Origin of the sequence: Mycolicibacter virginiensis (assembly GCF_022374935.2) — a bacterium.
GTDB classification, from domain to species: domain Bacteria; phylum Actinomycetota; class Actinomycetes; order Mycobacteriales; family Mycobacteriaceae; genus Mycobacterium; species Mycobacterium virginiense.
The window spans coordinates 4,374,189-4,398,615 of sequence record NZ_CP092430.2; the positions used below are offsets into that span (position 1 = coordinate 4,374,189).

The window sequence follows — 24,427 nt, forward strand, 5'->3', positions numbered from 1 at the left end:
CGCGCATTGCCCGACTGTACCTGTACGAGGTCAATCCGCGTGTCGCCCCACTCCGGCGATTCTTACCCGGGTTGGTTTCCGGTCAGCTCGGTGGGCGGGCCCGGATCGTGCGGCGACTTGCAGCGGTTCTGCAGCCACAGCGCGGCGATGAGCAGTGCCAGTGCGCTGGCCGCGGCGACCACGGCGCCGCCGGTGTCCTGGGCCGCAACCTGCAGCGTGGACCGGCGTGGCAGCAGGTAGCCGAGCACACCCAGCCAGAAGCCGAGCACCAGCGCCCCCATCCAGGCCGACGCCTTGGCGACCACCACAGTGCGAGCCACCGCGAGCGGATGCAGCCGGCCGGCCCCGGCGCCAATCTCGCCGTCGTCGATCTTCGCGCCGACGTAGCGGCCCCAGGCCCCCTCGGCGATCGCGACCGCCAGTAGCGATATCCCGGTCCACACTGTGATGGGCGGGAACCATCGGTACAGCAGCGGGACCGCCAAGTAGCTGATGATGGCGACCGCAGCGGCCGCGGCGGTCACGTCACGTTTGCGAGTCGGGCCCATCAGAGCTGCAGCACCAGGTCGGTCAGCGACACTCCGGCACGCTCCGCCGGTTCCAGCTCGTCGAGCAGATCTGTCACCGCACGCGGGCGGCCGTCTACGGTCAGTCGTGCTTCCGGCTCGATCGATAACCAGGGCACCAGGACGAACGCACGCAGATGGGCCCGGGGATGGGGCAGGGTCAGCTCGTCGTCGTCGGACAGCACCTCCGTCCCGTGCAGTTCGTGGCAGCTGATCACGTCGACATCCAGGGTCCGCGGTCCCCAGCGCTGCGTGCGCACCCGCTCGGCCGCCTGCTCCAGTTCGTGCGCGCGGCGTAGCCAGATTTCTCCGTCCGCGGCCGGGTCGTCGACGATCAGCACCGCGTTGAGGAAGGGGCCCTGTTCGACACCGCCCCAAGCTTCGGTCTCGTACACCCCCGATACCGCGCGCACCGCGGGGCTCAGGCCATCAACTGCCGATTGCAGCAGGGCCAACCGGTCCCCCAGGTTTGACCCGATGGAAAGCACAGCGCGCGTCACGCCGGCACCACCTTGCCGCGGCGGTCGGTGCGTGAGCGCCGGGCGACCACCGCAACGTCGGCGAAGGTGAGCGGGATCGGGGCGCGTGGCTTGTGCAGCGTCACCTCGACGGCCTGCACCCGCGCGTCGCCCATCACCTCCTCGGCGATCTCGGCGGCGACGGTCTCGATGAGATCGCGGGCCGGGCCCGCGACGATATCCGCGGCGCGCTGTGCCAGCTGTCCGTAGTCATAGGTATCGGCCAAGTTGTCGCTGGCCGCCGCGGTGGCGAGGTCCATCCAGACCGTGATGTCGACGATAAAGTCCTGGCCGTCGGCACGCTCGTGCGCGAACACACCGTGATTGCCGCGAACCTTCAAGCCGCGCAATTCGATCCGATCAGTCATCGCTTGCGCCTCCTTGACTCCAGGCTTCCAGGACTCGTAGCGCGTCGACCGAGGCCCGCACGTCGTGCACCCGCACGCCCCAGGCGCCGTGCAGCGCGGACAACGCCGATATCACCGCGGTGGCCGTTTCGCGCTCGTCGGGCGGCCGCGGTGTGCCGTCCTCGCTCGCCAGCAGCGTACCGAGAAATCGTTTGCGTGACGCGCCGACCAGCACCGGCACGCCGAGGTCGACCAATTGCGGCAACGCATGCAACAGGGCCCAATTGTGTTGCGCGGTCTTGGCGAAGCCCAGACCAGGATCGACGATCAATCGCGCCGGATCCACGCCGGCGGCCACCGCCGCGTCGACGGCGGTGAGCAGATCCCGGCGGACTTCGGCGGCGACGTCGCCGTAGCACGGCACCCGATGCGGATTGTCGGGATCGACCGGCCGCCAGTGCATCAGCACCCATCGGGCACCCGAAGAGGCCAACAACGGAGCCATGCCGGGGTCCGCCGCTCCCCCGGACACGTCGTTGACGATCGTGGCACCGGCGTCCAGCGCGGCCTCAGCGACGGCGGCGTTCATCGTGTCAACGCTGACCGTAATACCGTGGCCAGCAAGTTCTTTCACTACCGGAACCACTCGCTGCGCTTCCGCCCGCGGGTCGGTGCGCACCGCGCCGGGCCGAGTCGATTCGCCCCCCACATCAATGATCGCCGCACCCTGGCCCGCCAGCTCTCGGCCGTGCTCAACGGCGCGATCGACGTTGAGGTAGCGCCCGCCGTCGGAGAACGAATCGGCGGTGACGTTGACCACCCCGACGACCAGCACGCGTGTCTGGCTCACTTGCGCCGAATGAGTTCCAGGGCCTCAGCGCGCGACGTGCTGTCGGTTTTGAACTGCCCGCGGACCGCCGACGTGGTGGTGATCGCACCGGGCTTGCGGACTCCGCGCATCGCCATGCAGAGGTGCTCGGCCTCGACCACCACGATGACTCCGCGCGGATTCAATTTGCGCATCAGGGCGTCGGCGACCTGTGCGGTCAACCGCTCCTGTACCTGCGGCCGCTTCGCGTAGAGGTCGACCACCCGCGCCAGCTTGGACAGACCGGTGATCCGGCCGTCATAGCCGGGGATGTAGCCGACGTGGGCGACACCGTGAAAAGCCACCAGGTGGTGCTCGCAGGTCGAGTAGAGCGGGATCTCCTTCACGATCACCAGCTCTTCGTGCTGCTCGTCGAAGGTGGTCTCCAGCACCTCGTCGGGGTCGGTGTAGAGCCCGGCGAACATCTCCCGATAGGCCCGCGCAACCCGAGCCGGGGTGTCGAGCAGACCCTGGCGGTCGGGGTCTTCGCCCACCGCGAACAGCAGCTCGCGCACGGCGGCCTCAGCGCGCGCCTGATCGAAAATTGCCGACGTCATCGTCGACCCCGCTTTCTCAGTCACCGGACGGCTGCTCGGACCGGTTGTTCTCCGTGCCGTGACCGCCGCCGTCTGCCTCACCGGACGGTGCCGGCGGTGGCGGTGGCTGACCCGCGCCGGGATACGGCTGGGGCTGGTGCTGATACGGCGGGTAGTGCTGAGCGGGCGGGTAACCACTCTGCGGCCAGTGCTGGGGCGGGTACCAGTAGCCGCCCTGCTGCGGCGCCTGCGCCTGCTGCTGCGAAGGCGGCCAACCGGGCGCGTGCCAGCCGGCCGGGGCCCCGTAGTCGGGTTGGGTGCCCGCGTCACCGCCGGCGGGCACCCCGTTGCTGCCGTTGGGACCGGATTCGCCCGCCCGGGCCGCCGCCTCGCGCGACGCCTGAGCGATGGCGGCCTTGAACGCCGGCTCCGGCTTCGGCTGCGGCCACGGCTCGCCCCGCTCGATGGCCAGCTCACCGGGGGTCTTGATCGGCGGCTTGTCGGACGGGACCCGCCCGCCGAAGTCGTCGAACGCCGTCAGCCGCGGCCGCTTGTTCACGTCGCCGAAGATCTTCTCCAGGTCGGCACGGTGCAGCGTCTCCTTCTCCAACAACTCGCCGGCCAGCACGTCGAGCACGTCGCGGTACTCGGTGAGGATCTCCCAGGCCTCGGTGTGCGCGGCCTCGATCAGTTTGCGGACCTCGTCATCGATGTCGCGGGCCACTTCGTGGGAGTAGTCGGGCTGGGTGCCCATCGCCCGCCCGACGAACGGGTCACCGTGGTCGCTGCCGTAGCGAACCGCGCCGAGCTTGGCGCTCATGCCGTACTCGGTGACCATGGCGCGGGCGACTGCGGTGGCCTTCTCGATGTCGGAGACCGCGCCGGTGGTCGGCTCGCGGAACACCAGTTCCTCGGCGGCGCGCCCACCCATCGCGAAGACCAGCTGGGCGATCATCTCCGAGCGGGTGCGTAGCCCCTTGTCCTCTTCGGGCACCGCGACCGCATGCCCGCCGGTACGGCCGCGGGCCAGGATGGTGACCTTGTAGACCGGGTCGATGTCGGGCATCGCCCACGCCGCCAGGGTGTGGCCGCCTTCGTGGTACGCGGTGATCTTCTTCTCGTGCTCGCTGATGATCCGGCTCTTGCGGCGCGGACCGCCGATCACCCGGTCCACCGCTTCTTCCAGTGCCGCGCCGGTGATCACGGTGCCGTTCTCGCGCGCAGTCAGCAGCGCCGCCTCGTTGATCACATTGGCCAAGTCGGCACCGGACATACCGACGGTGCGCTTGGCCAGCCCGTCCAGGTCGGCGTCGGGTGCGATCGGCTTGCCCTTGGAGTGCACCCGCAGCACCGCGCGCCGCCCCGCGATGTCGGGGTTGGTCACCGGGATCTGACGGTCGAAGCGGCCGGGCCGCAGCAGTGCGGGGTCGAGGATGTCAGGCCGGTTGGTGGCCGCGATCAAGATGACCCCGGCGCGCTCGCCGAACCCGTCCATCTCCACCAGCAACTGGTTGAGGGTTTGCTCACGCTCGTCGTGCCCGCCGCCCAGTCCGGCGCCGCGCTGGCGGCCGACCGCGTCGATCTCGTCGACGAACACGATGCACGGGCTGTTCTGTTTGGCCTGCTCGAACAGGTCCCGTACCCGGGAGGCGCCGACACCGACGAACATCTCCACGAAGTCCGAGCCGGAGATGGTGAAGAAGGGCACGCCGGCCTCACCGGCGACCGCGCGGGCCAGCAGCGTCTTGCCGGTGCCGGGCGGGCCGTAGAGCAGCACGCCTTTGGGGATCTTGGCGCCCAGCGCCTGGTAGCGGCCCGGGTTCTGCAGGAAGTCCTTGATCTCGTAGAGCTCCTCGACCGCCTCATCCACGCCGGCGACGTCGGCGAAGGTGGTCTTGGGCATGTCCTTGCCCAGCTGTTTGGCCCGCGATTTGCCGAAGCCGAAGCCCATCCGGGCGCCGCCCTGCATTCGGGAGAACATCACGAACAAGCCGATCAGCAGCAACATCGGCAACATGTAGATCAGCAGTGAACCGAGCAGGCTGCCCTGGTTCACCACGGTGTTGATCTCGGCCTTCTTGGCCGTCAGCGCGGTGTAGAGCGGAACGGCGTACCCCGTCGGGTACTTGGTGATCAGCTTGTCGACCTTCTCGGCCCGACCGGGTTTGTCGGCTTTACCCGACTTGCCGGCTTTGTCGGTCACCTCAACGCTGGTGAGCGGGGTCTTCAAGACCAGGCGCAGCTGTTGCTCGCGGTCGTCGAGCTGGGCGCTCTTGACGTTGCCACTGTGGATCTGGGCCACCGCCACCGAGGTGTCGACCGGCTTGTATCCGCGGGTGTCATCGCTGAAATAGAAGAACGACCAACCGAGCAGCAACACCACTGCGATCGCGGTTACGGTGCGGATCACGTTTTTGCGATTCATCAGACATCGGCCGGGCGCGGCCAAATCCTTCCAATACATGCAGCTGGGCATGTTCAGGCTACCGTCCCTTGCGGTTAACCTGCCTGGCCGGACTCGGGAACCCTGTTCGATAGCGGCCCGGTTGTGCTTTGGTGTGACGGTGGCTCCCGCAATCGAACGAGCAACTCAACGATTCGTCGACACCAACGGCGTGACCCTGCGGGTCACCGAGGCGGGCGATCGTGGCGCCCCGGTGGTGTTGCTAGCCCACGGATTCCCGGAATTGGCCTTCTCCTGGCGCCATCAGATCCCGGCACTGGCCGACGCCGGCTTCCATGTCCTGGCACCCGATCAGCGCGGCTACGGAGGCTCGTCGCGACCCGACGAGATCTCGGCCTACGACATGGCCGCGCTCACCGGCGATCTAGTCGGCCTGTTGGACGACGTCGGCGCCCAGAAGGCGATTTGGATCGGTCACGACTGGGGCGGCTCGGTGGTGTGGAGCGCAGCGCAGCTGCACCCGGACCGGGTGGCCGGCGTGGTGGGAATCAGCGTGCCGCCGGTGCCCCGGTCCCAGGCCTCTCCGACGGAGGCGTTCCGCAAGATCTTCGGCGAGAACTTCTTCTACATGCTCTATTTCCAGGAGCCCGGCGTGGCCGACGCGGAACTGGATTCCGATCCGGCGCGCACCATGCGCCGGATGATGGGCAGCCTCAGTCCGGGCGACCGCGAAACGGCATTGCTGATGGCGGCTCCCGGGCCGATGGGCTTCATCGATCGGCTTGCCGAGCCGGCGGCGCGTCCGGATTGGATCAGCGCCGGCGAACTGGACCACTACATCACCGAGTTCACCCGCACCGGGTTCACCGGCGGGCTGAACTGGTACCGCAATCTCGACCGTAACTGGGAGATCATGGCCACGCCGCCCGCCACCACCATCGGGATTCCCACCCTGTTCATCGCCGGGTCCGCTGATCCGGTGCTGACCTTCACCCGCCGCGACCGGGCAGCAGAGCTGGTGACCGGCCCCTACCGCGAGGTGATCATCGACGGCGCCGGCCATTGGCTGCAACAAGAGCGGCCCGAAGAGGTCAACGCGGAGCTGCTGGGATTCCTGAGCGGGGTGCAGCTGTGACCGCCCGGCCGCTGCGCTTCGGGGTCTTCATCACCCCCTTTCACGCGCTGGGTCAATCACCGACGGTCGCACTGGAATACGACCTGGAGCGCGTCGTCGCCCTGGACCGGCTGGGCTTCGACGAAGCCTGGTTCGGGGAGCACCATTCCGGCGGATACGAGCTGATCGCCTGCCCCGAGGTGTTCATCGCCGCCGCTGCGGAACGCACCAAGCACATCCGGCTGGGCACCGGCGTGGTTTCGCTGCCGTATCACCACCCGTTGATGGTGGCCGACCGTTGGGTTCTGCTGGACCACCTGACCCGCGGCCGGGTGATGTTCGGCGCGGGACCGGGCGCGCTGCCCACCGACGCCCACATGATGGGCATCGATCCCGTCGAGCAGCGCCGAATGATGCAGGAGTCCCTGGAGGCGATCCTGGCGCTGTTCCGGGCCGAGCCGGGTGAGTTGATCACTCGCCATTCGGACTGGTTCACCCTGCGCGACGCGGCCCTGCACATTCGCCCCTACACCTGGCCCTATCCAGAAGTCTCTGCGGCCGCGATGATTTCGCCGTCCGGACCGCGGTTGGCCGGTGCGCTGGGCACCTCACTGCTGTCACTGTCGATGTCGGTTCCGGGCGGGTTCGCGGCCCTGGAGAACACCTGGGAAGTGGTGCGCGACCAGGCCGCCAAGGCCGGGCGCGACGAGCCGGACCGGGGTGACTGGCGGGTACTGAGCATCATGCACATCGCCGACACCCGCGGGCAGGCCGTGGCCGACTGCACCTACGGACTGCAGGACTTCGCGAACTACTTCGGTGCGGCCGGGTTCGTACCGCTGGCCAGCGAAGTCGAAGGCTCACCACAGACGCCGACCGAGTTCGTCGAGGCCTACGCTGCGGCCGGGAGTAGCTGCATCGGCACCCCCGATGACGCGATCGAACACATCACCGGCTTGCTGGAGCGCTCCGGCGGCTTCGGTACTTTGCTGTTCCTCGGGCACGACTGGGCCTCGCCCGAGGCCACATATCACAGCTACGAGCTGTTGGCTCGCAAGGTGATTCCCCACTTCAAGGGCCAGCTGACCGCGCCCAGGGCGTCGCACGAATGGGCCCGCGGCATGCGCGACCAACTGTTCGGCCGGGTCGGCGAGGCGATCACGAACGCCGTCGTCGAGCACGTGGCCGAGTCCGCGCCCCCCGAAACGGATAGTTCGCACTGATGCGCGCGTCGGTGCTGCGCGACGGGCGGATGATCTACCGCGACGACGTGCCGGAGCCGACGCCGGGTCCGGGCCAGGTGCTCGTTGCGGTGACCGCCTGCGGCATCTGCGGATCCGACCTGCACTTCGCCTCGCACGGCGAGCAGGTGCTGGCCGCGACGCAGGCCATGTCCGGCAGCCCGTCCGCGCGGGCATCGATCGATCTGGGTGCCGATATCTTCATGGGCCATGAGTTCAGCGCGACAGTGCTCGAAGCCGGTCCCGGTACCGACACCTTTGCCGCCGGAACGCCCGTCACCTCCATCCCGGTGTTGCTGGCCGCCAAGGGTATTGAACCGATCGTCTATTCCAACACCACGGTGGGCGGCTACGCCGAGAAGATGCTGCTGTCGGCTCCACTGCTGGTGCCGATCCCCAACGGGCTCGATCCCCGCCACGCCGCATTGACCGAGCCGATGGCGGTGGGACTGCATGCGGTCAACAGATCCGGCATCGTGGCCGGCGAGACGGCGCTGGTGTTGGGCTGCGGACCGATCGGGATGGCAATCGTCGCAGCCTTGCGTACCGCTGGGGTGGAAGACATTGTGGCCGCTGACTATTCGGCCGCCCGGCGAGATCTTGCGACGACCATGGGTGCGCATCGCACCCTCGACCCGGCGCAGGGGTCGCCGTTCGACACCGTCACCCCGAATGTGATCTTCGAGGCGGTCGGCGTGCCGGGCATCATCGACGACGTGCTGCGGCGCGCGCCGGCGCGCAGCCGGCTGGTGGTGGCCGGAGTGTGCATGGAACCCGACACCGTGCACCCGTTCTACGGCATCGCCAAGGAGATCAGCGTGCAGTTCGTACTGGCCTATGAGCCGGCGGAGTTCGCCGCGTCACTGCGGGACATCGCCGAGGGCCGGATCGACGTGGCTCCGCTGATCACCGGCGAGGTTGGACTCGACGGTGTGGGCACCGCTTTCGACGAGCTGGCCGACCCTGGCCGGCACTGCAAGATCCTGGTTACCCCTTAGCCGCAGCGCCCAGCCACGCCCGCGGGAAGCCACCGGCGTCGACCAGCTGCTTCGACCACCCGCCCACCAGCTCCACCAGTTCGCCGAGGTCGTCGCCGAGGCGGGCCACGACCGTGGCACATGCCGCATCGGTCGCCGTCTCGACCGCTTCGCGCGCGGCGCGTCCGGCATCGCTGAGTACGCCGTCGCGCGCCAGACCGCGCTCGGCCAGCCGGGCCTCGCCCCCGGTCAAGTCGTCATCGCTCCACGCCCGGGACCGGACGTAGGTGCGCCGCGGGAATCCGCGGTAGAGCTCGGTGATCAGGCCGATCTCGACGCCATCGAATCCCGCTGCCACCCAGGCGTTCACGTGCGCATCGCCGCGGAATTCGCGCAGCTGGTCAGCCAACAGCCAGGCATCGGTGAGCGGCTCGCCGGCCAGCCCGTCGGCAACCAGCCCGGCGAACAGTGGCTTGCCCGCCACCGACAGACCATCGGCAGCGCGGCGCAGCAATTCCACCGCGCGCTCGATACCGTCAGGGGCCGCACCCAAGACCCGGCGCAGCTGAGCCACCGCACCTTCGGTGCGCGCCGCCCGGATGGTCGGCGCGTCGGTCAACTTCCAGCCGTAGCCGACGGCGGGAACGACCACCGCCGGATTGAACACCCCGAACGTCGCGGCGATCACTTCGCCGGGCGCCTGCCCCAGCGCGGAGCCGCGGCTGCAGAAGTACGCTGGCCCGTCCGGCATTTCAACCCCATCGGTTGTTGCGGGGCTGGCACCGAAACCGAGTGCCGCGTAGCCGCGGTGACACTCCGGGGAGAAGTACACCTGGCCGGCGAACGGCTCGATGGCGCTGGACAGTGCTCGCGACGGCGCGGAGGTCATCACCTCAGTGTGCCGCACGGGTCTTTTCCGCCGGTGTGCGCGTCGACTCCGCTAGGGTGCCAGTCATGCCGACACACAGTGCCCGGATGGTTCTCCGCTGGTCGATGACGATGGCGCTAGCCGGTGTGGCCGCCCTCGCGATGGCCGGCTGTGACGCCGCGCCCGGCGGCGGAACGGACATCCCGCGTCAGGTGACCGTGGTGGGCACCGGCGAGGTCCAGGGCGTTCCGGACACGCTGACCACCGAGGCGGGCATCGAGTTCGTCGCCGGAGATGTCACCAGCGCGATGAACCAGACCAGCGAGCGTCAGCAGGCGGTGATCGACGCACTGGTGGATGCCGGTGTGGACCGCAAGGACATCAGCACCACCCAGGTCAGCCTGCAGCCGCAGTACGGCAACCCCGACGCCAGCGGGTCGGCCAACATCACCGGCTACCGGGCCGGCAACACCATCCGGGTCAAGGTCGAGCGCGATTCCGCCTCCCAGGTCCTGGCGGTGATCGTACGAGCCGGCGGGGACGCCACCCGGATCAATGGGGTGAGCTACTCCATCGAGGACGATTCAGCACTGGTGCGCGGCGCCCGGGAGCGGGCCTTCAACGACGCCAAGGACCGCGCCGAGCAGTACGCCCAGTTGTCGGGCCTGCGGCTCGGTCAGGTGATCTCGATCTCGGAGATCGCCGGCGAGACGCCGCCGACGCCGGTCGGGATGCCGATGCCCCGCGCGATGGCCGCCGCTCCCCCGGTCGAGCCCGGTCAGCAGACCGTGAGCTTCACCGTGACCGCGGTCTGGGAGCTGAGCTAAGACTCCTAACCTTCTGATCCGTAGTCGGATCTCACTCCACAGCCGTCCGACAGTGACGGCAGTTATCCACAACTGGCGGCCCTGTCAGAAAGTTTGAGTCAGTGGATTCCGCTACAATCGAACGTATGTTCGAACAGTCGTCGCGGGTTCCGTCTCCGGAGTCGGTGGCGCGGCTTAATGAGCGGTTCCAGCGGCGGTACCCCTCGGTGACGGCGGAGTCGGCGGTGTTGGTGGATCGGGTTTGTGTGTCGGCGCGGGCGGAGAATCGGGCGGCGGCGGCGCAGTTGGTGGCGATCGGGGAGTTGTTCGCGCTGCGGTTGAGCTGCTGTGGTGAGACCAAAGAGTGGGCGGTCGATACCGAGGCTGCGGTGGCTGCGGAGGTGGCGGCGGCGTTGCGGATCAGCCAGGGGCTGGCGGCTAGTCGGTTGCACTATGCCCGGGTCATGCGCGAGGAGTTGCCGCAGGTGGCGGAGGTGTTCAAGGCCGGCGATATCGATATGCGGTTGTTTCAGACGATCGTGTATCGCACCGGGTTGATCACCGACCGGGAGGTGCTGGGGGTCGTTGATGGGCAGTTGGCGGCGCAGGTGGGTCGGTGGCCGTCGCTGACCAAGAGTCGGTTGGCGGCCAAGATCGACAAGATCGTGGCCCAGGCCGACGCTGATGCGGTGCGCCGCCGCACAGAACGCCAAGCCGAGCGTGAGGTCGGCTTCAGTGATCAGGAGGGCGGGATCACCGAGATCTATGGCAGCCTGTTCACCACCGATGCCCGTGCCCTGGACAAGGCCTTGGATGCGTTGGCGGCCACGGTGTGTGAGCACGATCCCCGCACGCGTGTTCAGCGGCGCGCCGATGCGATGGGGGCGTTGGCGGCCCGCGCCGATCGGCTGGGTTGCCGTTGCGGGCGCCCGGATTGTGCGGCGGGTTCCCGTCCCGGGGCCTCGCCGGTGCTGATTCATGTGATCGCCGGGCAGGCCACCGTCGACGGGACTGGGGATGCACCGGGTTCGTTGGTCGGGGCCGATGGGCTGATCCCGCCGGAGTTGATCGCCGAGCTCGCCCGGTCGGCCCGGTTGGTGTCGTTGGTGCATCCCGGCGATGCTCCACCGGAGCCCGGTTATGTGCCGTCGAAGGCGTTGGCTGATTTTGTGCGGTGCCGGGATATGACTTGTCGCTGGCCCGGTTGTGACTGCCCGGCGCTCGACTGCGATCTGGACCATACGATTGCCTACGGTGACGGTGGGCCCACGCATGCGTCGAATCTCAAATGTTATTGCCGTACCCATCATTTGGTGAAGACGTTTTGGGGGTGGCGGGATCAGCAGCTGCCTGATGGCACGGTGATCCTGACTTCGCCGGCGGGGTGCACGTACGTCAGCACCCCGGGCAGTTCGAGCGTGTCAAGTTTTCTGTGTAAGTCGTCTGCCTGAATAGTTCGGTTGTGGTGCTTACAGATACGGATCGATGCGATCTGGGTAGACCAGCGTGAGCTGTTCGAGGGCCTTCTTCCAGTTGGTGACCACCTGTCCTTCCACGAGCCGTCCGGGGGCTGTTCGGCAACGTTTCTGGCCGCGTTCCTTGGCCCGATCAGCGGCCCGTTTGTCCTCGATGTTGCAGATCGCCAACCAGAGCAACTTCACCACGGCGGCGTCGTTGGGGAACTGGCCGCGAGTCTTGATGACTTTGCGCATCTGGTAGTTCAGCGACTCGATCGAGTTCGTCGTGTAGATCACCCGCCGCAGCTCAGGTGGGAATGCCAGGAACGGAATGAACTGCTCCCAGGCCCGATCGAAGACCCTGGTCACCGTCGGGTTCTTGGAGCCCAATTCCGATGCCCCGAAGGCATCAAGCTCGGCGCGGGCAGCGTCGGCGTCGACCGCGGTGTACACGGGTTTGAGGGCGTTGGCTACGGCCTTGCGGTCGCTGTAGGACACGAATCGCAGCGCGTTGCGGATTAAGTGCACCACACACGTCTGCACGGTGGCCTGTGACCAGGTGGCCGCGATCGCCTCGGGGAACCCGGTCAACCCGTCGCAGCAGACGATCAGCACGTCCTTGATCCCGCGGTTAGCCAGGTCAGCACACACCGACGCCCAGAACGCCGCTCCTTCGTTGTTCTGGACCCAGATGCCCAGAACATGCTTGATCCCGGCCATATCGACGCCTACGGCGATGTGAGCGGCCTTGTTGCGGGTATGGCCGCCGTCTTTGACCTTCACGATCATCGCGTCGAGGTAGATCACCGGGTACAGCGACTCCAGCGGCCGGCGCTGCCAGCTCAAAACCTCATCGGAGATCTCGTCGACGATCTTGGAGATCGTCTCATGGGAGACCTCGGCGCCGATCGTGGAGGCCAGGTGAAATTGGATGTCTCGCAATGTCATTCCACCGGCATACAGGGAGATGATCATGTCATCGAGGCCCCCGATGCGGCGTTGGCCCTTGGGCACCAGCCGCGGGGTGAACGAACCGTCCCGGTCCCGAGGCACATCCAAAGGCACCGGGCCCGCCTCAGTTAGCACCGTCTTGGGTGACGCGCCGTTACGGGCATTGGGCAGCTCCCGGCCGACCGGATCACCCTTCTCATAGCCCAGGTGATCAGTCAGCTCGGCCGCCAAACCCCGCTCCAAGGCGAGCTTGATCAAGCCGGGCAACAAGCCGCCCTCACCGGTCAGCGCAACCTGTCCGGTATCGATCTGAGCCAGCAGCTCATCCACCGTGCCCGAGGCCCGAAGCGCCTCGGCCATCTCCACCGTGGAGCCAGCCTCAACCAACTGCGAGTCCACATCCCTGTCTGTCGTCACGTCCTGAGATCCTTCCGCTTCCCGGACCTACACAGACCATCTGACACCCCCGCAGTTCGTGGCTGTTCCCGCACTTGTGCGCACCCACCGGGGAGTTGCCAGCACCCAAGCCACGTGTCGATGACCGCTGTGGGGACCGGACCGCGATGATGCCCCGCCGACGGCGTACCCGCGCCCAACACCGCGCGGCCCGTATCGCTATCGAACGCAACCAGAACCGCAAAGCCCGCCAAGCCCGACACGCCGCATTCGACGCCGTCTGGTTCCCCAAACTCGCCCCCGCCGCAGACGACGACCCACCGCCCTTCTAACGGGACCCGTTGGTCCGGGGTGGGATCGCCTCGCCTGCACCGGTGCCGCTTCCCCAGGCAGAACGCTCCGCCGTCGCCACATGGATTCGGCGACTCGCCGTCCCAATCATCGGTCACCGCGATGAAGCGAATCGGCAAAGTCTTCGGCGAGTACACCTCCGACCGCTCGGCGATGATCCCGAATTGAAAGGGAGCCAGAGGCGGGCGTCCCAATGATGCTGAGGGCGCCCGCCTCCGTCGCTCACCTGACGAACACTCCGTTCGTCAACTCATCCCGCCCGCAAACATTTCGACAAGGCTGACCAACGACGCGATGAGACCAACGCCCTCGCCCGGGGCCGAGTACGGCATTCCCATCCCCACCATCTGCAGGTCGAGACCGAGCGAGTTGTAGATCGAACCACCGATGCTGCCGGAATCTGTTGTTCCGGGTGTGAAAAGACCGCCGAAATCGAAGCTGGCCCCGAGGACCGCATTGCCTTCCGGGACCTGCAGAGCGTCGTTCAACATCGGCACCAACGCATCAAGGTTCAGGGTGGCCCCGTTGAAGAACGCGCCGACCATGTTCGCGGGGGTGGCCAGCAGCTCTTGCACCGCGGCCTCAAAGTCTCCGCCGCCAAGGCTGTCGACGATCGACCCGACACTGTTGATCAGCTCCACTCCGGGACTGACCAGCGGGCCGACCAGTCCCATCAGCACACCGCTCAACGGTGACGACAAGAGCGTCAGGATTGTGGCCGCGGGCTCAGCGGCTTCTACCGGCACGACCCCCATGCCCATGTCCATTCCGGCCAGGTACTGCAGACCCCAAAGATGGCTCCAGTCCAGAGTTTGTGCCGCCAGTTCCGAGCCCTCGGGGGTAGCGACGTCGACACCGAGGAAGGTCACCGCGGCAAAAGCCTCTTGCAGAGAACTTGGGAACCCGAAGTCAGCTTCCTTGATTGCGTCGAAGACCTCAGTGGCGTTGGCCAGCGTGGTGTTGAAAACGTCAACCCATGGCCCGAACAGGTCGAGCGACGCGGTCAGTTGCACGGACGGCGGCGCTGAGACGGGAAGCGCTGGCATCACTGGGTTTACCGCGATCAATCCGGAAACGGCCAGGGCAGTTCCTCCGGCCATGAGGCCACGGAAGTCGATGCGGGGTACAAGGTAGTGAGAGTCACGAGACGGTGTCATGCCTAGTTTGTCGCGCGGCAGATGAGGTTGGTTCCTGCTTCAGAAGAGATTCTGAAGTGACGTACATCTAATTTTCAGGGCCGGCCGAACTCGACCAGAGTGGTCGGCGCACGAAACCTCGCCAGACCACGCACGCCGTAGATCAGCGGAAGCGCCGCGCCAAGCACCCTGCCCCGTCCGCGCGGCATGCCGAGTTCAGAGACGGCCCTGACCCCGGGCACCGCACGCAGTTGGTCGTAGTCATTCGCAGTGAACCAGAACGGCATTGGTGGCGCCGTGTAGTTGTCGCTGAGCTTGAAGCCACGGCGTGAGCGTGAGTAGGCACTCAACAATCTCGGGACACTGTCGAAGATCATCCGCCCGCCGGGAAACCTCCGGGCGCAGGCGGCGAACAGCTCGAACACCGCCGCGCGGTCCAGGTACTGCAGTAGCCCTTCGGCTGTGATCAACACCTCAGCGGATTCGCCAACCTCGTCCATCCAGGAGTAGTCGAGCGCCGACTGGGCACAGTACCGCAGCCGGCTAGATTCCGGCAACAGCTGCTGTCGCAGTCGAACAATAGGTTCCAAATCCACCGAAAGCCAACGTAACTGACCGTTATCAACCCGCCAGAAGCTGGTCTGCAAACCCTCGGCAAGGGCGACCACGGTGGCACGCGGATGCACCGCTAAGTATCCACGGGTGGCCTGGTCGAACACCAACGCCCGCATCGCGGTGGCCTGGTGAGTCCTGCCGAAATCGGCGTAGTCGTACTCAAGGCTGTTGAGCAACTCGATCGCCATCGGGTCAACGATCAGCCCGTCCGGACGCTTCGCCTCGGCAGCCCGCTGATACAACGTGAGCAGCGCGGTCTCCGATATCCCATCGAGATGACGGGCGTCAATGACTGGCACGCCTTCAGACCGTACCCGCCGAGCCCCCGCGAGTCGCTGCGAGAAATCTAACCGCAGTCGACCGGAACTTTTTGATTCACGTCTCCGACCACCTCGTTGGCGGGAATCGGCCCGCGCCTTGCGTTCCGCGTAATCCACGACATCAGAGGAGGTGCCATCCTGACCGCCCCGATCTGGATGGCAATGCCTCCCGAGGCGCACTCCGCCATGCTCGCCGCTGGCCCAGGGCCGGGACCTCTGTTGGCAGCCGCCGAACAATGGCAGCAGCTCAGCGTCATCTACGACGACACCGCCGCTGAATTGACCCAGGTACTTGGCGGGGTGCAGACCGGCCACTGGCAGGGCCCCAGCGCAACGGCCTATCTGTCCGCGCACACGCCTTATCTGACCTGGCTGGAGCAAGCGGCCGACGACAGTGCCACGACTGCCGCACAACACCAGACGGCCGCCTCCGCATATAGCGCCGCGCTGGCCTCAATGCCCAGTCTCGAAGAACTGGCCGCCAACCACGCGGTTCACGCGGCGCTGCTCGCCACGAACTTCTTCGGCGTGAACACCGTCCCGATCGCGGCCAACGAGGCCGACTACACGCGAATGTGGGTGCAGGCCGCCGAGACCATGTCCGTATATCAGGGCACTGCCACCGCGGCCGTGGCAGCGACCCCCCAGATCCGCCCCGCGCCACCCATCGTCGCCAACCCCGCGGCGGCCACCTCCCCCGAGGGCGTTACAGACGGCAATTGGCTGCAGGACCTGGCACACCTCATCACTGAACTTCTCAACAACGCTGGCAATGTCGAAGAACTGCTGCGCATCTTCGAGGACTTCTTCCAAAACCTCGGCTTCAACCCGGCGATCGCCACCTTCCTGGCGGCCGTCGCGTTGGTGGCCTACGACGTGTTGTGGTACCCCTACTACGCGTCATATGGCCTGTTGCTCTTGCCGTTCTTCGCTCCCGCGCTCAGCGCGCTCAGCGCCTTGAAGTTGCTACCGCTGCTGAACGGCCAACAGATCCCCGCTGATCAGGGACCGGACATGCTCGCACCGCGAGCCGGTGGCGCACGCGTAGACATTCCCGTTGCGGCGATGGTGGCCCCGCCCGCTGCGGCCGGCTCCTCCACCGGTCTGGGCGGCACCGCCGGTGCACCGGGACCGAACGCACCCGTCGTCGTCCCGAGCGCCGACGGCGTTGCCGCGCTGATCCACTATGTGGTCGCCGGCTGGGGACCACCCGGCGTCGAGACCGGACCCAAAGACGACATGGCGGCCTCCAACAGCGCTGCGGCCACCAGCCGTGCGACCGCTCCGCGGACCGTCTCCACCGATGCCCGCAGCCGACGCAGCCGACGTAGCACCGGCCGGATTCGTATGCACGGCAATCGTTACGAATTTCTCCAGGCCGGCGATGGCCCGGTCACGGCCGCGAACTCTGATGCCGGGCCCACCGCTCACCCCGAGGCCATCGCAGCAGTAGTCGCCTCTACCCGCGCCTCTGGACTCACTGGGCGCGCTGACGAAATCCGGCAAGTACCAATGTTGCCCACCAGCTGGTGCGCCTCCGACCAGGTAGAGCAACTGACACAACCGATGAAGGACGGAAAAGAAGAATGAGCAAGAAAAGCCAGATCGGATGACGCTGACCGTCACAGGCACCGGCCTTGGAGCGCAGATCACCGGGGTGGACCCCAATGATCTGAGCAACATCACCCGCGACGAAATTCGCGAGATCGTATACGCCAACAAGCTCGTCATCATCAAAGGCGTTCACCCCTCGCCGGAGCAGTACCTCCAGCTCGGCAGAATCATCGGCGACATCGTGCCCTATTACGAATCCATGTACCACCATCACGAATTTCCGGAGATCTTCGTATCCTCCACCGAAGAACACCAAGGCGTTCCGCGAACCGGCGCGTTCTGGCACATCGACTACATGTTCATGCCGGAGCCGTTCGCGTTCTCAATGGTGTTACCCCTGAACGTTCCCGGACCTGACCGCGGTACCTATTTCATCGACCTCAACCAAGCCTGGGCGTCGGTACCAACCGCCCTACAGGACGCTGCCCGCGGAACATGGAGCACCCATGATCCACGGCGGCACATCAAAATCCGTCCCGACGATGTCTATCGACCGATCGGGGAAGTGTGGGACGAAATTACCCGGACCACGCCGCCCATCAAATGGCCGACCGTGATCCGGCACCCGAAGACGGGCGAAGAGATTCTCTACATCTGCGCGTCGGGGACCACCAAGATTGAGGACCAGGAATCCCGAGCGCTCGAACCGTCGGTGCTCCAAGAGCTGATGGCCGCAACCGGGCAACTTGATCCCGCGTTCACACACCCCTTCATTCATACCCAACACTACGAGGTAGGAGACATCATCTTGTGGGACAACCGAGTTCTGATGCATCGAGCCAAACACGGCAGTTCCGCGGGCACCTTGACGACCTATCGGCTGACAATGCTCGACGGGCTCAAGACCCCGGGATACCCGGCATGAGCGCCACCGGTTCGACGCCCCCAGCCTTGACCGACGCGACCCCGATCTCCGAGAACCTATTGTCCAAGGTGCTGGAGCCTTACGCCTACAAGGGGTGCCGGTATCTGATCGATGCCGAAGCCCAAGCTGACACCGATTCGGTGTTGGCTCAAGGAAGTTTCTCGATCGCCGAATCCGCCTATATCCGCAGCACCGGCCATTTCAATGCAGTCGAATTGGTGCTGTGCTTCAATCAGCTCGCCTACTCTGCTTTCGCGCCCGCCATCGCCGACGGCGTGATCCCCGCGTTCCATGGTTGGACATTCGACGACTACTGCAAGCACCAGCTCTCCAGCATGTACATCAGAACGTCGTCGTCACGGTTCAGAAGACCGATTGATGCCACCAAGTTCCAGGCGCGGCTGCACTGCCACAACCTGGAGATCGTCGAACGCACGGTGCGGTATCTGCGCGTGCCATGCGCCATTGAGTTCTGGGATGAGCACGGCGGCTCGGCGTATGGCGAGTTTGAGCTAGCTGCCCTGAACATCCCCGGATGCCAGCCAGAACAAGCCCGCTGACATGAGGACGCAAGCCCCCTCCAGCATGCTGGAGCGCATTCTCGAACACGTTCGCCAACGGCCCGACGCGATCGCGTTGCGCCGTTGCGATGGAACCGGTTTGGTGAGCTACCGCGATCTGGCCGCGGAGTGGGACAGGCTGGCCGGTGCACTGCACCAGCAAGGGGTGTCGCGGGGATCGCGAGTGCTGGTCGTCTCCGACAACGGGCCACAGACCTACCTCGCGGTCCTGGCGTGCGCCCGACTCGGTGCCATTGCCGTTCTCGTCGACGGCGACCTGCCGGTGGCCACCATCGATCGGTTCGCCCAGCTGACCGATCCCTCCGCAATGCTGCGCACGGTCGGTACCAGGATGCCTACCGCGGGCCTACCGGACCGCCTGGCAGCGATCCCGACACTGTCGGTCGCCGACCGCCAGGCTTTTCGCAACCCGCCGGGGAGCCTGGGTCATCCGAGCGGAGCCGCCGATGATCCCGTAGCGATGATCTTCACCAGCGGAACCACGGGTGAACCCAAGGCTGTGTTGTTGGCCAACCGAACTTTCTACGCCGTTGCCGACATTCTGCGAGCGGAGGGCTTGACGTGGATCGACTGGGTGGCCGGCGAGACGGCGTATTCGCCGTTGCCGGCAACGCATATCGGTGGGCTGTGGTGGATCCTGAACTGCCTGATGCAGGGCGTGTCATGTGTCACCGGCGGCGAGACCGGCGCGTCGTTGCTGGAGATCCTCTCGGTCAATGACGTCGCCACGGTTTGTCTGGTCCCCACGCTGCTGTCACGCCTGGTGGCCGAATTGAAGGCGACCGGAGCACCGGTACCGGCCTCGCTGCGCTTCCTGGGCTACGGCGGATCCAGGGCTATCGCATCGGACGTACATTTCGTCGAGGCTGCCGGAGTGCGGACCGCACAGGTCTATGGCCTGAGTGAAACCGGTTGCACCGCACTGTGCCTTCCCACCGGGCCGGGTTCGATCGACGCCATCGAGGCGGGTGCTGTCGGCAGGCCGTATCCGGGCGTAGAGGTTCATCTCGACGGCGACGGCAGTGGGCCAACGGGGCCTTCGGCTTCGTCGGGCACCCTGTGGATCAGATCGCCGGCAAACATGCTCGGATACTGGAACAACCCCGACCGCACCGCTGAAACGCTGCGCGACCGGTGGGTCAACACGGGCGACCTGCTCGACGCAGGCAGCGACGGTCTGTTCTATATCCGCGGACGAGCGTCGGAGATGATCATCTGCGGCGGCGTCAACGTGGCTCCCGATGAGGTCGACCGGGTCGCGGAGTCGGTCAGCGGTGTCCGCGACGCCGCTTGCTACGAGATTCCCGATCCGGAATTCGGTGCGCTGGTGGGGCTGGCGGTGGTCGCCGCGGAGAATCTGGACGAGGCAGGCGCCCGCGCCCTTAAGCAGTCGATCGCGGCCCGATACCGCAGCGAGGTGGAATCTGCTGCCCGCCCGTCGACGATCGTCTTGGTCACCAGCATTCCGAGAACCCAATCAGGCAAGGTCATGCGCACGTCGCTGGCCGCGGCGATCGATGCACGCGAACGTGAGTGAGCCTATACGGCAGCGGATTCTGGCTGCGGTCTGCGACGTGCTTTACATCGACGAGAGCGACTTCCTCGACGGTGACGCCACCGACCTACGCGACCTCGGATTGGATTCGGTGCGCTTCGTTCTGCTGATGAAACGACTCGGGGTGGACCGCGAGTCCGAACTTCCGGCTCGCTTGGCGCGCGATCTTTCGATCGCCGCCTGGGTCACCGAATTGGGAGATTCCGGTGGGCATACCTGACTCGGCGCGTGCGCGGCGCATTCCACTGTCCGTCTCCCAGCAGAACATCTACCGGGGGGTACTGCAGGATGGGGACCCCACGCTGTATCTGATCGGTCGCAGCTACCGGTTGCGTCCACTGCCGCTTCGAGAATTTCTTCTCGCGCTGCAGGCCTGCGTCCGCAACAACCCAGTGCAGCTATGCGTACTGGAGGAGACCGAGTCGGAGTACCCGGACCTGGTGCCACGGCTCGCAGTGGACGAGCTGGTACGGATTTCCGGTCCTGAAGTGGATCCGTTGGTCCACGAGTGGGATTCGGGCATCCTCGATCGGCCGCTGGTGCGCCACACCGTGCATACCGGCGCGAGCGGCGAAGTCATCGGGCTGGAGGTGCACGCCCATCACATTCTGCTCGACGGCGGCGCAACCGGACTGATCGAAGCCGATCTGGGCCGGCTCTTGTCGGATGGACCCGGTGAAATGCCCGACATCGCAGCCGGACTGGACCGGCTCGCCGAGGCTCATCGCCGGGAGGCTGAGAAGGTGCGCGCAGCACACGATCGGCTGACCGAATCGATCCAGCGTGAACTCACCGCTGAGATCAACATCGGCGGCCAACCGCAGTCACCGTCCGCCTCAGGAAGCGCGCGGCGAGGATCGCTGCGTGAATCGATACAGATCACCGGGACCCGATACGACGCGATAGCAACGCTGGCCGAACAACAGCAGATCCCGCTGCACATACTGGTGACGGCAGCAGTTGCCGCGGTCGATGCGAGCCGTCGACACAGCGCCGACGCCATGGTGGTGCACGCAGTTGACAATCGATTCGGCGAACCGGCCCTTGATGTGGCTACCTGCCTGGTCAATTCGGTCGCCCAGTCGGTGCGATTTCCGGCGTTCGCCTCAGTGCGAGACCTCGTCAGCGCCTTAGACCGCGGCTATGTGAAGGGAGTGCGTCGCCGCTGGTTTCGCGAAGAGCTTTATCGCCGGATATATCTGACGACCAACCGTGCGCCCCAGATGGAGGCGGTAGCGCTCAACTACCTACAGCAGCCCTGTGCACCCGAACTGCGTCCGTTCCTGAACGGCCTGCCGTCGACAACGGACATCGGGCCGATCGAGTGCCCCACCGTAGCCGTCGTGCACGACGACCTGGGCCGAACACTGAGCCTGTCAATCTGGGATGGCGGCCCCCCGCAAACCCGTGGCGAATCCACGGGAACCGCAAACCTGATCGCCGAGGCACTGCGACGGTTCCCGACAGGCTGGGATCGACCGGTCGCGATGAGCGTCGGCGCCTGGCTCGAGGTCTGTTCCGACGGCAGCTGCCTGCCTTCCGGGAGCGCAGCCGGGCCTAACGCCGAGACCCCATCGGCTTGGTTTCTGGACACGGCCGCCGACGTCGGCAGTTTGCGCCGACGCCGCCGTTACGTCGACGCATGGGTCAGCTGGTTGGTCACCAACGGCGTCGAGCCGGGTGAGGTGCTGGTTCTCGCCGACGACCACACCGACAAGACCCTGGACCTCTTGTTTGCCTGTCACTTGGCCGGCTGTGGGTACAGCGTTTGCGACATCGCAGACGATCTCACCGAGCGCGCCAACGCGATCGCAACGCAAGGCGAAGTCTCGTCGCGGGTCATCGACGTGGCCGCGGCCGCGCCTGCGCCAGATCCGGCGATAGTCGACGACCGCCTCCGTCGGGTCCGCAACGACGCCATGTTGGCGAACAGGATCGCGTACGTCATGCCTACCTCGGGCTCCACTGGGGTTCCCAAGTTGGTCCCGATATCCCATGGGGCGCTTGCGCTCTTCTGCCAAGGACATCGCGGCGCCTACGGTTGGCAGTCGAGCGATACCGTCTTGCAGTGCGCGCCGTTGACGTCGGATATCAGTGTCGAGGAGATCTTCGGCGCCGCCCAGTGCGGCGCTGATCTGATTCGGTCATCAGCCGTACGAACCGGCAATCTGCTGCAGCTGGGCGACGACTTCGAGCGACACCGGCCCACCATCCTCGACCTGCCCACCGCGGTCTGGCATCTGTGCTGCGAGGAGCCGGAGATTCTCGAGATTCTGGCAGCATCCGGGTTGCGCCAGATTGTGATCGGCGGCGAAGCTGTTCGCCGGCGTTCACTCGAAAAGTGGCTTGCAGCCGTTGAAGTTTCGCATATCGCTTTGATTTCCAGTTACGGCCCGACCGAGGCCACCGTGGTGGTGACCTACCTGCCGCTGAGTGGGCAGGGATCCGTCATCGGATCGGACACCCGGCCGCGGGTGGGTCGCCCGATAGTTTCGAAGACGGTTTTCGTCGCCTTCGGTGAGATCATCGTTGTCGGAGATATGGTTTCGACCGGCTATCTGGGCAGGTCCGGCGCCTTCGGCACCGTGGTCGACGCCGACGGCACCCGACGCCGCGCGTTCGCCACTGCCGACCGCGTCACCTGGGACCGTCAGGGATTTCTGGTGTTCGCTGGCCGCAGGGATGCCGTCGTGAAGCTCGCCGGACGGCGGGTCGACATCGCCGAGATCACCCGACTTATCGCCGAGGACCCCGCGGTCTGCGATGTCGCCGTCGAGCCCGAGGAGACCCGGCTCGGAGTGTGGTTTCAGACTCTGCTCACCCGTGACGGAGCACAGGATATTGAGGCTCGGGAACGCATTCGAAGCATCCTGCTGGCCGCCCGAGTACCCGGATTCGTGGTGTCGGGGGTCGCCGAGATCCCACGCAAGCCCGGCGGCAAAGTCGACGTCGACCGACTGCCCAGGATCCGACTCGAAAGCACCGGAAACGCAGGAGGTCAAGCGGCCGGCCTGGCCGAACTTTGGAGTCGGTGCCTCGACCGCGAACTTCAGCCTCATTCTTCGTTACTTGCTGAAGGCATCGGTTCCCTGGACTTGATCCGCATCCTGCCTGCCACCCGCCGCTACCTCGGGTGGCACCTGTCCCTGCTGGACGTGATCAGCGCCGACAACGCGAGCCGTCTGCTCGAGTACACCGACGGTATCGGGTTGGACGAGGCCACTGCCGCCGAGATCGACGACGATCTCACCCGCCTGACCGCGCCTCCGCCTGCTGTAATACCCGGCCCCCTGGCCAGCGAGACTGGTGCCGTTCTGGTGCTGGGCGCCTCCGGAATTCTCGGCACCGGATTCGCTAGCGCCATAGGCGAGCTGCGCGCCGATGGATTCGCCTCCGAGCTGATCCTGGCAACCACATCGAACCTGCCGGACGCCGCCCCTTGGCGCTCACTGGCCGGCATCGAGGGCGTTCGCATCAAACGCATTGCCCCAGAAGGAATTTCCGATCTGATACGCACCACTTCAGCTGCGACCGTGGTGAATGCCATCGGTAACACCAACGTGGTGGTGCCATATCGCGAGTTGCGACCTGCCAATGTGGCGGCGGTAGCAGACATCGTTGCGGCCTGCGCGGCTCACGGCGCCGGGCTGGTGCATCTGTCGACCTCGGTGGTGAACGCGCAAAACGCTGCACCGCAGGTCGTCGATCCGCGCGCCGCCCCCTATCCCTACGCGGCGTCCAAGGCGCTGGCTGAGCTGATCGTCGCGCGCAGTGCGCCGAATCTGGACTTCACCCTGGTGCGGCTGCCGCGGGTGCTGGGAGAACCGCATCAACTGCGTACGTCCGCCGACATTCTGGTCGCATTGGCGGATGCATGTGCGGCGCTGGGTGCTCACCCGGCCGTGTCGTTGACCGAGGAAGTCACCGTTGGCCGCTCGGCAGCGGCTGCCATCCTGGGCACGCTCTCGACTTCCCTAGGCCGCACCATCACCGTGCTGCGGGGCACGCCCGTGGAGTATTCGGCGTTCCTCTCTCGGTTCGGCAACCGTCAAAGAGATGCCGACGAGTGGAAGAGCCAGCTGGATGACAGTGACTGGGCACGACAGAACCCGCGTCGCTGGGCTGTCATCGACGCCTGGCTCACGCTCGGAACACGCCTGGGCGATCAGTCCTACGCGCAGTACCTGGCGCGCTACCCGACTGTCGGCATAGAGGTCGACAGTGTCACCGCGTTGACTGCCACCGCTTCGTCGCTGCCCGAATTGGTGAGTCACGGATGTTCGCGGAACCGGACGGCCCTGCCCCACGACCACTCCCAGAGGACCTGACGAAGGAGAAGCC

At 66.1% G+C, this 24,427-nt stretch carries 20 protein-coding genes and 1 pseudogene; 11 read left to right on the plus strand and 10 right to left on the minus strand.

Annotated features, from left to right (window positions below):
- Window positions 1-62: 62 nt before the first annotated feature.
- From MJO54_RS21165 to ftsH, 6 genes are read right to left on the minus strand one after another with little or no spacing between them, the layout of a single operon-like run.
- Window positions 63-548, minus strand: coding sequence for a DUF3180 domain-containing protein (locus tag MJO54_RS21165; RefSeq protein WP_064889247.1), 486 nt, complete (start codon window positions 546-548; stop codon window positions 63-65).
- A complete protein-coding gene (folK, locus tag MJO54_RS21170) occupies window positions 548-1,066 on the minus strand; it encodes a 2-amino-4-hydroxy-6-hydroxymethyldihydropteridine diphosphokinase (RefSeq protein WP_105294376.1) in 519 nt (172 codons plus the stop codon). Before folK ends, MJO54_RS21165 begins: the two co-directional genes overlap by 1 nt.
- Window positions 1,063-1,452, minus strand: a complete 390-nt coding sequence (gene folB, locus MJO54_RS21175) for a dihydroneopterin aldolase (protein WP_105294375.1) — start codon at window positions 1,450-1,452, stop codon at window positions 1,063-1,065. The genes folK and folB overlap by 4 nt, the downstream gene beginning before the upstream one ends.
- Window positions 1,445-2,281: a dihydropteroate synthase gene (gene folP, locus MJO54_RS21180; protein ID WP_105294374.1), complete on the minus strand. Its 837-nt coding sequence runs from the start codon at window positions 2,279-2,281 to the stop codon at window positions 1,445-1,447. Before folP ends, folB begins: the two co-directional genes overlap by 8 nt.
- Complete coding sequence (gene folE / locus MJO54_RS21185; RefSeq protein WP_046286499.1) at window positions 2,278-2,856, minus strand: GTP cyclohydrolase I FolE; 579 nt, start codon at window positions 2,854-2,856, stop codon at window positions 2,278-2,280. Before folE ends, folP begins: the two co-directional genes overlap by 4 nt.
- Before the next feature lie 16 nt (window positions 2,857-2,872).
- On the minus strand, window positions 2,873-5,260 hold the full coding sequence (gene ftsH / locus MJO54_RS21190) for an ATP-dependent zinc metalloprotease FtsH (protein ID WP_105294373.1): 2,388 nt from the start codon (window positions 5,258-5,260) through the stop codon (window positions 2,873-2,875).
- A gap of 139 nt (window positions 5,261-5,399) precedes the next feature.
- Here ftsH and MJO54_RS21195 point away from each other — a divergent pair, with 139 nt between their 5' ends.
- The 3 genes from MJO54_RS21195 to MJO54_RS21205 are packed head-to-tail and all read left to right on the plus strand — an operon-like array spanning window position 5,400 to window position 8,592.
- Window positions 5,400-6,374: an alpha/beta fold hydrolase gene (locus tag MJO54_RS21195; RefSeq protein ID WP_396876946.1), complete on the plus strand. Its 975-nt coding sequence runs from the start codon at window positions 5,400-5,402 to the stop codon at window positions 6,372-6,374.
- Window positions 6,371-7,576: an LLM class flavin-dependent oxidoreductase gene (locus MJO54_RS21200; RefSeq protein WP_240175421.1), complete on the plus strand. Its 1,206-nt coding sequence runs from the start codon at window positions 6,371-6,373 to the stop codon at window positions 7,574-7,576. Before MJO54_RS21195 ends, MJO54_RS21200 begins: the two co-directional genes overlap by 4 nt.
- Window positions 7,576-8,592, plus strand: coding sequence for a zinc-binding dehydrogenase (locus MJO54_RS21205; RefSeq protein WP_240175422.1), 1,017 nt, complete (start codon window positions 7,576-7,578; stop codon window positions 8,590-8,592). Before MJO54_RS21200 ends, MJO54_RS21205 begins: the two co-directional genes overlap by 1 nt.
- Here the strand turns inward: MJO54_RS21205 and MJO54_RS21210 are convergent.
- Entirely contained in the window at window positions 8,582-9,460 is an 879-nt protein-coding gene (locus MJO54_RS21210; protein WP_064889285.1) for an SCO6745 family protein, read from the minus strand. The two genes, MJO54_RS21205 and MJO54_RS21210, sit on opposite strands and share 11 nt — an antisense overlap.
- Window positions 9,461-9,525: 65 nt before the next feature.
- On the opposite strand from MJO54_RS21210, the gene MJO54_RS21215 reads away from it, so the two are divergent.
- Both MJO54_RS21215 and MJO54_RS21220 read left to right on the plus strand, forming a co-directional pair.
- The gene (locus MJO54_RS21215) at window positions 9,526-10,266 is read left to right on the plus strand and encodes an SIMPL domain-containing protein (protein ID WP_046286971.1); all 741 of its coding nucleotides are present in this window, start codon (window positions 9,526-9,528) and stop codon (window positions 10,264-10,266) included.
- A 125-nt stretch (window positions 10,267-10,391) separates the two neighbouring features.
- Window positions 10,392-11,690 (plus strand): annotated as a pseudogene (locus MJO54_RS21220) (HNH endonuclease signature motif containing protein); the annotation flags it as partial.
- A gap of 24 nt (window positions 11,691-11,714) precedes the next feature.
- Here MJO54_RS21220 and MJO54_RS21225 read toward each other — a convergent pair.
- From MJO54_RS21225 to MJO54_RS21235, 3 genes are all read right to left on the minus strand, one after another.
- Window positions 11,715-13,013, minus strand: coding sequence for an IS256 family transposase (locus MJO54_RS21225; RefSeq protein ID WP_240175972.1), 1,299 nt, complete (start codon window positions 13,011-13,013; stop codon window positions 11,715-11,717).
- A 632-nt stretch (window positions 13,014-13,645) separates the two neighbouring features.
- Window positions 13,646-14,500, minus strand: a complete 855-nt coding sequence (gene gjpA / locus MJO54_RS21230) for an outer membrane porin GjpA (protein ID WP_240175424.1) — start codon at window positions 14,498-14,500, stop codon at window positions 13,646-13,648.
- Window positions 14,501-14,631: 131 nt separating this feature from the next.
- Complete coding sequence (locus MJO54_RS21235; protein WP_065152703.1) at window positions 14,632-15,450, minus strand: class I SAM-dependent methyltransferase; 819 nt, start codon at window positions 15,448-15,450, stop codon at window positions 14,632-14,634.
- A gap of 183 nt (window positions 15,451-15,633) precedes the next feature.
- On the opposite strand from MJO54_RS21235, the gene MJO54_RS21240 reads away from it, so the two are divergent.
- Genes MJO54_RS21240 through MJO54_RS21265 form a run of 6 tightly spaced genes read left to right on the plus strand, consistent with a single transcriptional unit; the run spans window position 15,634 to window position 24,414 of the window.
- Complete coding sequence (locus MJO54_RS21240; protein ID WP_259602751.1) at window positions 15,634-17,061, plus strand: PPE family protein; 1,428 nt, start codon at window positions 15,634-15,636, stop codon at window positions 17,059-17,061.
- Between the two features lie 19 nt (window positions 17,062-17,080).
- Window positions 17,081-17,950 (plus strand): (3R)-3-[(carboxymethyl)amino]fatty acid oxygenase/decarboxylase, encoded by an 870-nt coding sequence (scoE, locus tag MJO54_RS21245; RefSeq protein ID WP_065152704.1) that lies wholly within the window; start codon window positions 17,081-17,083, stop codon window positions 17,948-17,950.
- A complete protein-coding gene (locus tag MJO54_RS21250) occupies window positions 17,947-18,510 on the plus strand; it encodes an FcoT family thioesterase (protein ID WP_065152705.1) in 564 nt (187 codons plus the stop codon). Before scoE ends, MJO54_RS21250 begins: the two co-directional genes overlap by 4 nt.
- A gap of 25 nt (window positions 18,511-18,535) precedes the next feature.
- On the plus strand, window positions 18,536-20,068 hold the full coding sequence (gene fadD10, locus MJO54_RS21255) for a fatty acid--CoA ligase FadD10 (RefSeq protein ID WP_082977572.1): 1,533 nt from the start codon (window positions 18,536-18,538) through the stop codon (window positions 20,066-20,068).
- 4 nt (window positions 20,069-20,072) lie between these two features.
- A complete protein-coding gene (locus MJO54_RS21260; protein ID WP_064888688.1) occupies window positions 20,073-20,306 on the plus strand; it encodes an acyl carrier protein in 234 nt (77 codons plus the stop codon).
- Window positions 20,293-24,414, plus strand: coding sequence for an AMP-binding protein (locus MJO54_RS21265; protein WP_105294949.1), 4,122 nt, complete (start codon window positions 20,293-20,295; stop codon window positions 24,412-24,414). The genes MJO54_RS21260 and MJO54_RS21265 overlap by 14 nt, the downstream gene beginning before the upstream one ends.
- The last annotated feature ends 13 nt before the right edge of the window (window positions 24,415-24,427 follow it).